7 protein-coding genes are annotated in these 12,701 nt (G+C 62.8%); 6 read left to right on the top strand and 1 reads right to left on the bottom strand.

Annotated elements, in window-relative coordinates:
* Positions 1 to 32 precede the first annotated feature (32 nt).
* The gene (locus BM173_RS09935; RefSeq protein ID WP_090480899.1) at positions 33 to 1,064 is read right to left on the bottom strand and encodes a LacI family DNA-binding transcriptional regulator; all 1,032 of its coding nucleotides are present in this window, start codon (positions 1,062 to 1,064) and stop codon (positions 33 to 35) included.
* A 272-nt stretch (positions 1,065 to 1,336) separates the two neighbouring features.
* On the opposite strand from BM173_RS09935, the gene BM173_RS09930 reads away from it, so the two are divergent.
* The 6 genes from BM173_RS09930 (at position 1,337) to BM173_RS09905 (ending at position 12,701) form a co-directional block, all read left to right on the top strand.
* Complete coding sequence (locus BM173_RS09930; protein ID WP_090480896.1) at positions 1,337 to 4,117, top strand: TonB-dependent receptor; 2,781 nt, start codon at positions 1,337 to 1,339, stop codon at positions 4,115 to 4,117.
* Positions 4,118 to 4,236: 119 nt separating this feature from the next.
* Complete coding sequence (locus tag BM173_RS09925; protein WP_090480894.1) at positions 4,237 to 5,754, top strand: tryptophan halogenase family protein; 1,518 nt, start codon at positions 4,237 to 4,239, stop codon at positions 5,752 to 5,754.
* Positions 5,751 to 7,592, top strand: coding sequence for an alpha-amylase family glycosyl hydrolase (locus BM173_RS09920; RefSeq protein WP_090480891.1), 1,842 nt, complete (start codon positions 5,751 to 5,753; stop codon positions 7,590 to 7,592). The genes BM173_RS09925 and BM173_RS09920 overlap by 4 nt, the downstream gene beginning before the upstream one ends.
* Entirely contained in the window at positions 7,589 to 9,175 is a 1,587-nt protein-coding gene (locus BM173_RS09915) for an alpha-amylase family glycosyl hydrolase (protein ID WP_090480888.1), read from the top strand. Before BM173_RS09920 ends, BM173_RS09915 begins: the two co-directional genes overlap by 4 nt.
* Entirely contained in the window at positions 9,172 to 11,208 is a 2,037-nt protein-coding gene (locus tag BM173_RS09910; RefSeq protein ID WP_090480885.1) for a glycoside hydrolase family 97 protein, read from the top strand. The genes BM173_RS09915 and BM173_RS09910 overlap by 4 nt, the downstream gene beginning before the upstream one ends.
* Positions 11,205 to 12,701: a tryptophan halogenase family protein gene (locus BM173_RS09905; RefSeq protein WP_090480883.1), complete on the top strand. Its 1,497-nt coding sequence runs from the start codon at positions 11,205 to 11,207 to the stop codon at positions 12,699 to 12,701. Before BM173_RS09910 ends, BM173_RS09905 begins: the two co-directional genes overlap by 4 nt.

The raw sequence follows: 12,701 nt of genomic DNA, 5'->3' as shown, positions 1-12,701 counted from the left end.
TTTCGCAAACACGTATACGAATACGTAGCGCGTCAGTTTTGCGTGGTGCTGCCCCTGATCACCAGCTCGCCCGGCAGCTTGCGCGGTTTGACTTCGCGCTCGTCGATCTGGGCTAGGAGAGCCTCGACCAGCGTTTCGCCTGCGCCCTTAACGTCCTGAATCACGGTGGTCAGCGGAGGGGTCGTGAGGCTGGCCGCAGGAATATCGTCGAAACCGACGACGGCGATGTCGTGGGGCACGCGCTTTCCGGCTTCCGCAATCGCGCGCATGGCCCCGATCGCGATGAGGTCGCTTGCGGCGAAGATCGCATCGCAGGGCTGGCCGCCGGATAGAAGCGCCTTGGCCGCTGCGTAACCCGCCTCTTCGGTCGTGATCGCATCGAAGCGCGGCGGCGCAGGAAGTCCTGCCTCCTCCATCACCTTGCACAGGCCCGTATAACGACCGAGGAATTCGGGACAGGTTTCATCCGCCTCTCCCAGAAAGGCGATATTACGCTTGCCGATACCGACGAGATGCTTGCCGACCTTGCGGCCTGCGTCGACATTGTCGGTGCCCACCGTAGCACCGCTGGAATCAAGACTGACCGACCCCCAGCGCGCGAAGTGCGTGCCTTGCGCCACGAGCTTTTCCAGTTTCGGCGTATAGGTCGTGTAATCGCCATAACCGAGCAGGATCAGGCCATCGGCCCGGTGGCTGTCCTGGTATTTGACGTGCCAGTCGTCTTCCATGCGCTGGAAGGAAATCAGCAGGTCCAGCCCCCTGTCCGCGCAGGCCCGCGTGATCGAACCGAGCATGGCGAGGAAGAAGGGATTGATCATGCTTTCGTCGGGCGTGGGGTCCTCGAAGAACAACAAGGCGATCGTGTTCGAACGCTGTGAGCGGAGCGATGACGCGTTCTTGTCGACCGTGTAGTTCAGGTCGCGCGCGATCTGCTGGATCTTCTGGCGCGTCTGCTCGCTCACCGAGCGATCGCCGCGCAGCGCACGGCTGACGGTCGGCTGCGAAACGCCGGCGGCATAGGCGATGTCGAAACTGGTCGGGCGACCAGTCGGCTTGCGTCCCATCTCTCTCCTCCAGACAGGAAAACCTGCCCATGGCCCGACCATAGGACTATCCGGCAAAACTGCCAATCTCCGCCGGAATCTGCCCTGAAACGGCTGTGACATTTCCGCACCTCGAAGGTCCGGCGGCAGTATGCGTATACGTATGCTGTCTTCCGCCAGACCCCCGCCCGGACCTATCGATAGCCGCATACAGGCCGGTGTTCCGCCGCCTGTGGGGTATTCGAGCCGGACCTGGCAAAGACAACAGGACGGCCATCTGGGAGAGCACAGAAATGGCATTTCGCAAGCATCTTGCCGGGACCAGCAGCGTTCCGGTTCTGGCACTGGCACTGGTCGGCGGCATGTATCCGTCGATCGCCGCTGCACAGGACACGCAGCCGGCAACCACCGTCCAGGAAGAAGAAGGCCAGCCGGTCGACGAAGCCGACGAAGAGAACGTCATCATCGTCAGCGGTTTTCGCGAAGCGCTTGCAACTGCGGTCGCCCAGAAGCGCAACAGCGACCTGATCCTCGAATCGGTGACTGCCGAAGACATCGGCAAGCTGCCCGACGATTCGATCGGTGAATCGATCGCCCGCCTGCCCGGTGTGACGTCGCAGCGCCTCAACGGCCGCGCCAACGTCATCGCCATTCGCGGCCTCGGCCCCGACTTCTCGCAAACGCTCCTCAACGGCCGCGAGCAGACGTCGACCGGCGACAACCGTGCTGTCGAATTCGACCAGTATCCCTCCGAAGTCGTGAACCAGGTGCTCGTCTACAAGAGCCCGTCGGCAAGCCTGGTGGGCCAGGGCCTCGTCGGCACGATCGACGTACGCACCATCCGCCCGCTCGAAACGGGCGAGCAGATCTTCGCAATCGGGGCCAAGGGTTCCTACGCCGATCTCGGCGCGCTGAATGCCGGCTCCAAGGAATTCGGCTACCGCGCCAACGCGACCTATGTCGACCAGTTCGCCGACGACACGCTCGGTATCGCGCTGTCGGCCGCCTATACGGACGAACCTTACCAGCTGCAGGAATTCAACGCCTGGGGTTATGCCGGGAATGGCGAACCGGGCAGCCCCTTCGTCATCGGCGGCAGCAAGAGCTTCGTCACTTCCACCCAGCTGACCCGCATCGGCGTCAACGGCACGCTGCAATGGCAGGCTTCGCCGACGCTGATGGTCACGCTCGACGGATTCTATTCGAACTTTGACGATGACCAGTCCAAGCGCGGTATCGAACTGCCGCTCGCGTTCGGCACCACCTTCGACCCGAACACCGCAACGGTGGTCGACGGTCCCTTCGGCGGGTTTGCCGAACAGGGTACTTTCGAAAACGTCGAAGGCGTAGTCCGTAACGACGTCTTCCAGCGCGAAGCCGATCTCTATTCGGGCGGCCTCAACCTCGACTACGAGGGCGACGATGGCTGGAGCGCTTTCTTCGACTTCGGTTTCTCGCGCACCGACCGCAACGAGCTGAGCATCGAAAGCTACTCGGGCACCGGCTATAACGCAGGTGTCGGCGCCACCGACACGATCCAGTTCTTCTCGGACACCGAGGGCACCAGCTTCCAGCCGACGCTCGACTACAGCGATCCCAACCAGATCGTGCTGACCGACCCGTTGGGTTGGGGCGGCAGCCGCGTCCAGGCCGGTTACTACAACAACCGCATCATCGAAGACGAACTGTTCCAGTACCGCCTCGGCGTTGCGAAGGAACTTGAGGGCTTCATCTCAAAGGCGAACTTCGGCCTGTCCTACACCGATCGCAGCAAGAGCCTGACGCCGGACGAATTTTTCGTGATGCCTTCGGGCGGTGCGACCGAACTCGCGATCCCGAGCAGCGCGCTGCTGCGTCCGACCGACCTCGGCTATCTCGGTCTCGGCCCGATCGTCAGCTACGATGTGCGCGACCTGATCGCGGACGGTACGCTGATCCTCGAAGCGAACGACAGCAACGACATCCCGGCCAAGGCATATGGCATCACCGAAAAGCTGATGACCGCCTACCTCCAGTTCGACGTCCAGCAGGACCTCGGCGCAGGCGAGCTGACCGGTAATTTCGGCGTTCAGGCGGTAAACACCGAGCAGAACTCGACCGGCATCGCTTTCGTCGATCTCGACGGAGACGGCGGCCAGGAGCGCGTCGATCTGTCGCTCGGCGACAATTACTGGGACATCCTGCCCAGCGCCAACCTGTCGCTGCGTTTCGATAGCGGATGGGTCTTCCGTTTGGCGGCCAGCCGCCAGATCCAGCGCCCCCAGCTTGATGATCTTCGCGTCGCGATCGGCTACGGCCTCGTCGAAACCAATAACGGCCAGAGCCCGACCGGCCAGTATCCGTTCATCGACGGCAGCGGCGGCAACCCGGTGCTGCGCCCGTATCGCGCGAATGCGGTCGACTTCAACGTCGAGAAATACTTCGCAGGCGGTGCCGGCGTCGTCGCAGCCCAGCTGTTCTACAAGGATCTGGTCAGCTACATCGACGGCGACGTCCAGGTCTTCGATTACAGCGCCTTCCCGCTTCCGGCAGGCAACCCGCCCGCCACGACGATCGGCCTGCTGCGCTCTGAAGTGAATACCGGCGGCGGCAATTTCTACGGTGCCGAACTTTCGGCAACCGTGCCGTTCGATGCCTTCGTTTCGGGCCTTCAGGGCTTCGGTGCGACCGGCGGCGTCGGCTACACCAAGACCGAAATCGAAAATGCCCAGGGCAATGTGGACCAGATCCCGGGCTATTCGAAGTGGGTGGCCAACGGCACGCTCTACTACGATCTCAACGGCTTCAGCGCTCGCGGTAGTGTGCGTTATCGCTCCGAATTCCTCGCGGACTTCACCGGCTTCGGTGGCAACATCACGCGCCGCCTGGCTCGTGCCGAAACCATCGTGGATGCCCAGATCGGTTACGAATTCCAGCCCGGTAGCGCGCTGGAAGGCCTGTCGATCTACGTCCAGGGCCAGAACCTGACCAACCAGCCCTTCGTGTCGCAATTCGACGTGCCGGAACCGCGGGCAGTGATCGACTACCAGGAATACGGTCGTCGCTTCCTCGCCGGGTTTACCTACAAGTTCTAAGGCTCCTCCGATCGGGCGGCGGATATGCGCAAGCAGTTCCATCGTCCGGCCTCCCAGCCTGCCGGGAAAGTTGTCCGCCCAAGGATGGCAATCCCGGCAGGCTCCCATAGGGTGAGCTCGTGACCGACCAGGAAACCTTCGATATCTGCATTGCCGGCGGCGGGACCGCTGGCTGGATGGCGGCCGCGCTGCTGGCGCGGTTCCTGCCCGCCACGCACCGGGTCACGCTGGTAGAAAGCGCGGAAATCGGAACCGTCGGCGTCGGCGAAGCCACGATCCCTCAGATCCACCTGCTCAATAACGCCCTTGGCCTCGACGAAGCCGAATTCCTGCGTGAAACCAGGGCCACCTTCAAGCTGGGCATCGAGTTCGATGGCTGGAAGCGAGAGGGTGAGGCCTATATGCACGCTTTCGGCCCTGTCGGCCGAGCGCACGGCTTGCTCCCGTTCCATCATTACTGGCTGCGCGCAAACCAGGCCGGTTGGGCAAAACCGCTGGCCAACTATTCGCTGAACGAGATGGCAGCGCGCGCGCTCAAGATGCGCCGTGGCCCGCGCATCGCGCATACGCCCGCAATGCCCTACGCCTATCATTTCGACGCCGGTCTCTATGCCGCCTTCTTGCGCAGATATTCCGAACAACGCGGCGTAACGCGTGTCGAAGGCACAATCGCGCGGGTCGAACAGAATGGCGAAAGCGGAACCATCACCGCACTGGATCTGGGCGATGACCGCCGGATCGAGGCCGATTTCTTCATCGATTGCACCGGCTTTCGCGGCCTGCTGATCGAACAGGCGCTGGAGACCGGTTTCGACGACTGGTCCCGCTTCCTTCCCTGCGACCGCGCCATGGCCGTCCCATGCGAAAACGGCGGCGACTTCACGCCTTACACACGCTCCATCGCGCATAGGGCCGGGTGGCAATGGCGCATCCCGCTGCAGCATCGCATCGGCAACGGGCTGGTCTATTCGTCATCGCACCTCGACGATAACGAGGCGGTCCGCTTGCTCCTCGGCAATCTCGACGGCTCACCGCAGGCCGATCCCAAGCCGATCCGCTTCACGACCGGGAAGCGCTGCAAGCACTGGCACGGCAACTGCCTCGCGCTAGGGCTGGCAGCAGGCTTTATGGAGCCGCTTGAGTCGACCAGCATCCACCTCGTGCAAAGCGCGGTCAGCCGGTTCCTTTCCGTCTTGCCGGCCAAGACGCCCGATCCCGCGATCGTCGACTGGTTCAATGACCAGGCGCAGTTCGAATGGACGCGCATTCGCGATTTTCTGGTCCTTCACTACTCGGCCAACGAGCGCGAGGGCGAACCCTTCTGGGACGCAGTCCGGCACATGAGCTTGCCGGACACGTTGGCGGCGAAGCTGGAAAACTGGCGCGCCACCGGCTTCATCCACCGCGAACACGAGGAATTGTTCACCGAAGTGGGCTGGTTCCAGGTTTTCGCCGGACAGGGCGTCGAGCCGCGCGACTACAACCGCCTCGCCGACGCGCTTAGCGACGACGATTTGCGCAAGCTTCTGGACGGAACCGAAGCAGCGCTCGTCGAAGAAGCGCGGCAAATGCCCTCGCATCGCGATTTCCTCACCCGCTTCGCCAATCTCTCTCCCCAGCAGGAAGCTTCCGCATGATCCGCCTGACACTCCCGCTTCTCGCCCTCGGCCTCGCATCATGCGCCAGCGCCCAAACCTCGCTGGAAAGCACACTGGTCGCAGCCGAACAGAGCTTTCGCGACCGCCTGCCGAGCGAGGAAATCGTCTATTTCGTCCTGCCGGACCGCTTCGAGAACGGCGACACTTCCAATGATCTGGGCGATTTCACCGGCGGCCGGCTGGAGACGGGCTTCGACCCGTCACACAAGGGCTTCTTTCACGGCGGTGACCTGAAGGGGCTGACGCAGCGTATCGATTATCTGGAAAACCTCGGCGTCACGGCAATCTGGTTCGCGCCCATCTTTCAGAACAAGCCCGTCCAGGGGCCGGAAGGGGATGAGAGCGCGGGCTATCACGGATACTGGGTGACCGACTTCACGCGTCCGGACGGCCATTTCGGTACGCGCGAGGAGTTCAAGACCTTCGTCAATGCCGCCCATGCGCGCGGGATGAAGGTCTACATGGATATCATTACCAACCACACCGCCGACGTGATCCGCTATGCCGAGGGCGACGAGACCGGATATGCCTATCGCAGTCTCGGCGATTATCCCTATTCGACGCGCGGACCGGTCACCGCAGAAGCGATCAACCCCGGCTTCATGGGTCACGAGGACCGCAGCGACGCGAATTTCGCCAAGCTGCGCAATCCCGATTACGCTTATTCCCCCGTGGTCCCCGAGGCAGAGCGCGACGTGAAAGTCCCCGCCTGGCTCAACGATCCGATCTATTACCACAATCGCGGCGACACGACCTTCACCGGCGAAAGCAGCCGCTTCGGCGATTTTGTCGGGCTCGACGATCTCTTCACCGAACACCCCCGCGTGCTGGAAGGCATGGTCGATATCTATGCGGACTGGATCCGCAGCACCGGCATCGATGGCTTCCGCATCGATACCGCGCGCCACGTCAATCCGGAGTTCTGGCAGACCTTCGTGCCCGCCATGCTGGAGGCAGCACGCGAAAGCGGCATCCCGAACTTCCATATCTTCGGCGAAGTCTACCGCGACGACCACGACAACGGCTACATCGCGCAATATACCCGTCGCGACGGCTTTCCGGCCGTGCTCGACTTCGCCTTCCAGCAGGGCATTCGCGAGGTCGTGAGCCAGAACAAGGGCACTTACATCCTCAATGAACTGTTCGATGGCGATGTGCTGTATGAAGGCGGGGAAGAGGCCGCATTGGCCATGCCGACATTCCTCGGCAATCACGACATGGGCCGCTTCACCACCATGCTGCGGTGGGACAATCCGGATATCTCGAACGAGGAAATGCTGGCGCGAACCAAGCTTGCCCATGCGATGCTGCTGACGCTGCGCGGATCGCCCGTCATCTATTACGGTGCGGAGCAGGGTTTCGTCGGCGATGGTAACGACCAGGCCGCGCGCGAGGACATGTTTCCCAGCCGGACGGACAGCTACAACGACAACGTCCTGATCGGTACCGATGCAACCACTACGGACAGCAATTTCGACGAGAACCACCCGCTCTTCCGCCTGATTGCCGAATTCTCGCAAATGCGCCGCGCGCACCCGGCATTGCTGCGCGGGAAGCAGGTGATCCGTCACTACGGCCAGGAGCCCGGCATTTTTGCAGTGAGCCGTTTCGATCCCGATGAGGGGCAGGAATACCTTGCCGTGTTCAATACCAGCGGCGAGGCGCAGCAGGCAAATGTGACGCTGGGCTACGACGCCCGCTCGTTCGAGCAGCTTGCCGGGGCCTGCCCCGCTGGCGTCATAGCTCCAGGCAGCGCGGCTTTCTCGCTACCCGCATTCGGCTGGGCCGTTTGCCGCGTCGCGGAGACTGCCGAATGAGTGGCAAGCTGCCTTGGTGGAAGGGTGCGGTGATCTACCAGATCTATCCGCGCAGCTTCATGGATTCGAATGGCGATGGCATCGGCGACCTTCCGGGCATCACGCAGCGCCTGCCGCACATTGCCGAACTTGGCGCGGATGCGATCTGGATCTCGCCTTTCTTCAAATCGCCGATGAAGGATTTCGGCTACGACGTATCGGATTATTGCGATGTCGACCCGATCTTCGGCACGCTGGAAGACTTCGACGCAGTCATCGCCCGGTCCCATGAACTCGGCCTCAAGGTACTGATCGACCAGGTCTATTCGCACACTTCGGACGAGCATGACTGGTTTAGCGAAAGCCGCTCCAGCCGCGACAACCCCAAGGCCGACTGGTATGTCTGGGCCGATGCCAAGCCCGACGGCTCGCCGCCCTCGAACTGGCAATCGGTCTTCGGCGGTCCGGCGTGGACCTGGGACGCGAGGCGCGGGCAGTATTACCTGCACAATTTCCTATCGAGCCAGCCGCAGCTCAACCTCCACAACCGCGAAGCGCAGCAGGCGGTGCTGGACGTCATGCGCTTCTGGCTCGAGCGCGGTGTGGACGGCTTCCGCATCGATGCGCTAAACTTTGCGATGCACGACCCGCAATTGCGCGACAATCCGCCCGCCCCGCCGACGGACAAGCAGCGCACCCGGCCATTCGACTTCCAGCTCAAGACCTATAACCAGAGCCATGCGGACATCCCCGCCTTCATCGAGCGGATCCGCGCGCTGACCGACGAATTCGACGGTATTTTCACCGTCGCCGAAGTCGGCGGCGACGACGCCGTGCGCGAAATGAAGGCCTTTACCGAAGGCGAGACGCACCTCAACTCCGCTTACGGGTTCAACTTCCTCTATGCCGACGCGCTGACCCCGCAGCTGGTCTGCTCCGCCCTCGCCGAATGGCCGGAAGAGCCGGGCCTGGGCTGGCCGAGCTGGGCTTTCGAAAACCACGATGCGCCCCGTGCGCTCAGTCGGTGGTGCAAGCCGGAGGATAGAGATGCCTTCGCGCGCCTCAAGACACTCCTCCTGATGAGCCTGCGCGGTAACGCGATCCTCTATTACGGCGAGGAACTCGGCCTGACACAGGTCGATATTCCCTTCGACCAGCTGCACGATCCGGAGGCGATTGCGAACTGGCCGCTCACATTGAGCCGCGACGGTGCGCGCACCCCCATGCCATGGGACGATAGCGAATGCGCCGGCTTCGGCAGCTCCGCACCATGGCTCCCGGTTGGCGACGACAATCGTCCTCGCTCGGTTGCTGCGCAGCAGGGCGATGCGAACTCCTTGCTCGAATTCACCAAGCAGGCGATCGCATTGCGCAAGGCGAACCCGGCCCTGCACCATGGCCGCGTGGTGGAATGCAATCACGACGGCGACCTGCTGGAACTGGTGCGCGAAGCCGGCGGCCAGCGCCTGCGCTGCCGCTTCAACCTCGGCAGCAAGCCGGTACTTTGCGACGACTGCGAAGGCCGGACGCTGCTTGCGATCAACGGCGCGGAGCCGACCGCCCTCCCCCCCTTCGCCGCCATCATCCTGGAGACCGACACATGATCCGCCATATCGCCCTCTTCATCGGTGCCTCGCTCCTGCCGATCGCTACGGCGCAGGCGGAAACAGTCACGTCGCCCGACGGGCGTATCGCGGTAACGCTCGACGCGGACGGCGAAGGCATTCCTTATTACGAAGTCACGCGCGATGGCGTGCCGGTCATCGCCAAGTCGAACCTCGGCTTCGCCTTCACCGACGCGGACCCGATGCGCCGCAATTTCGAAGTGGTCGCCTTTCGCGAGGAAAGCCACGCCAGCACCTGGGAGCAACCCTGGGGCGAGCGCCAGTGGGTGCAGGACATCCACAACGAACTGGCCCTCACCTTCCGCCAGCGCGATGAGGACGCGCGCGAAATTACCGTGCGCATGCGTGTGTTCGACGATGGTCTGGGCTTCCGCGTCGAATTCCCGGAGACGGAGCGCCAGCCCGTCTATCGCATCGCGGAGGAACTGACCGAGTTCAATATTGCCGCCGATGGCAAGGCCTGGTCGATCCCCGCAGGCGACTGGAATCGCTATGAATATCTCTATTCGAAGACCCCGGTGAGCGCGCTTTCGACCGTGCACACGCCGGTCACCATGGTGCTCGACAATGGCCTGCACCTCTCTTTCCACGAGGCGGCACTGGTCGACTATTCGGGCATGTGGCTGCGCCGCGTGGACGACACGCGCTTCCGCGCCCAGCTGGCGCCGTCGCCGCGCGGTCCCAAGGTAATCCGCGAAGGCGCCTTCACCACGCCGTGGCGCACGATCCAGATCGCAGGCGGCCCCAAGGGCCTGTTCGAGAGCAATATCATCCTCAACCTCAACGAGCCCAACAAGCTCGGCGATGTGAGCTGGTTCACGCCGCACAAATACATCGGCATCTGGTGGGAAATGCACCTCGATGACAGCAGCTGGGCAAGCGGTGAGAAGCACGGCGCGACCACCGAAAACGCCAAACGGCACATCGATTTCGCCGCCGAACACGGCTTTCGCGGCGTCCTGATCGAAGGCTGGAACCTGGGCTGGGACGGCACCTGGTTCGGCAACGGCCGCGAGTTCGATTTCACCACCGCCTATCCCGATTTCGATATCGAGGAAGTGGCGCGCTATGCCGAAGAAAAGGGCGTGTGCATTATCGGCCACCATGAAACAGGCGGCAATATCAAGGTCTACGAGGAACAGCTCGAAGACGCGATGGCCTTCTATGAAAGCCTGGGCATCGACGCCGTGAAGAGCGGCTATGTCGCCGATGCTGGCGGCGTCATCGCACCCGCCGGTGAAGGCGGCATGGGCGAGACCTTCGTCTGGCACGACGGGCAGGAGATGGTCCGCCATCACCTGAAGGTTGTGAAGGAAGCGGCCGAGCACAAGATCGCCATGAACCCGCATGAACCGGTGAAGGACACGGGACTGCGCCGCACCTATCCAAACTGGGTCAGCCGCGAGGGCGCACGCGGGGCGGAATACGATGCATGGGCGGTGCCGAAGAACGATCCGGGCCATGTGCCCGAACTCATCTTCACTCGGATGCTGTCGGGTCCGATGGACTATACGCCGGGCGTATTCTCGCTCGAAGGGCGCGGCGCGACCGCTCCCGACCTCCCGAGCACGCTTGCGCGCCAGCTGGCCTTTTATGTCGCGATCTATTCGCCGATACAGATGGTCGCGGACCTGCCTGAAAACCTGGCGAAATATCCTCGCGCCCTCGACTTCGTGAAACGCGTTCCGGCCGACTGGGCAGAGAGCCTGCTTGTCGATGGCAAGGTCGGCGAATACGCCGTCATAGCCCGCCGCGATCGCGATACGCTCAACTGGTATGTGGGCGCAGTCACCGATGCGGATGAGCGCGTCGCCTCGGTCCCGCTGTCCTTCCTCGATCCCGGCAAGTCCTATGCCGCAACGATCTGGCGTGATGGCGCGAATGCCGATGGACTTGGCGCGGACCGCCATGCGATGGATGTCGAGACCATGACCGTAACAGCCGACCAGACGCTCGATCTTCGCCTTGCGCCCGCAGGCGGCTTCGCGATCGAGTTCGTGCCGCAGGGGTGAGCACAGGCTCCGCTCCTCGCGTCGTCGTCCTCGGCGGCGGCAGCGCAGGGTGGATCACCGCCTGCCTGCTGCACCACGAATGGGCTGCACGCGGGGGCAGTGTCACAGTTGTCGAAAGTCCCGCGATAGGGATCATCGGTGTCGGCGAAGGCTCCACGCCGCAACTGAAAGCGTTCTTCGACCACCTCGGCATAGAAGAGGCCGAGTGGATGGCGGCCTGCGATGCCACCTACAAGCTTGGCATCCGTTTCACCGGCTGGAGCGAGCGAGAGGGGTGCGAAAGCTATTTCCATCCCTTCCCCGGCCCGGTCGACCTCCATTCGGAACCGGGCTTCGTCAAGAATTGCGGGCTGCGCCGCCGGGGCATAGACTTGCCCGCGCATCCGGACGACTGGTTCCTGGCTGCGCATCTCGCCAAGTCGTGTCGCGGCCCGGTGCCGGAAGCGAATTTCCCCTTCCCGCAAAGCTATGGGTACCATTTCGATGCCCACAAACTTGGCGCTTTCCTGCGCGACTGGGCGGTCCCTCGCGGTGTCACGCATCGTCCGCTGAAGGTTGAAGATGTGGAGCTTGATCAGAGCGGCGATATCGCGGCCTTGCTGTGCGAAGACGGGGAGAGGATCGAGGGCGACCTGTTCGTCGATTGCTCGGGCTTTGCAGCACTGCTCGCACAGCAGAAACTCGGCGCAAACTTCCTCCCGTTCGCAGAAAACCTTTTCAACGATCGCGCGGTAGTGATGCCGACCTCCCACGCCGGGCCGATCGTGCCGCAGACCGAGAGCATCGCCATGAGCGCAGGCTGGCGCTGGTCGATCCCGCTCACCTCGCGGGTGGGCAATGGATATGTCTATTCGTCGCGCCACATCAGCGATGACAACGCCGCCGCAGAGTTGGCTAGCGCGCTGGGGGTAGCGGCCGACAAGGCGCAGCCGCGTTTCCTCAAGATGAAGGTCGGACGGCTGGAGAACAGCTGGGTCCGCAACTGCCTTGCCACCGGGCTCTCGCAAGGCTTTATCGAGCCGCTGGAAGCAACCGCTCTCCATATCGTCATCGCGACCGCGCTCGATTTTGCGAAGGCATACGAAAGCGGCGGATTTACCGACGCCCACCGCGAGACTTTCAACCAGAGGATCGCCGCGCGTTACGAAGGTATTCGCGACTATATCGTGGCGCACTATCGCATGAACCAGCGGACCGACACGGACTACTGGCGCGAGAATGCCACCAACCAGTCGCTATCGGACAATCTCAAGGCGATGATGACGGCCTGGTTCACGCACGGCTCGATCGAGGAGGTCAATGCCAAGGCCTATGGCCCAGCCGCACCCTACGCGCCGATGAGTTGGCATGCGCTGTTCGCAGGCTATGGAACATTCCCGCCGCCTGCCAAGATGCAGGAGCCACCACCCGGGCTGGACGTTGCGGATCGCGAGGCGACCGGCAAGATGCTGGCCGCCTGCGCGCTCAATTTTCCGGAGTACGCTCCGGTTTAG

Origin of the sequence: Qipengyuania nanhaisediminis, from assembly GCF_900115585.1 — a bacterium.
GTDB lineage: Bacteria > Pseudomonadota > Alphaproteobacteria > Sphingomonadales > Sphingomonadaceae > Qipengyuania > Qipengyuania nanhaisediminis.
Note: the sequence above shows the minus strand (reverse complement) of the source record. Positions and strands in the feature narration are given on the sequence as shown.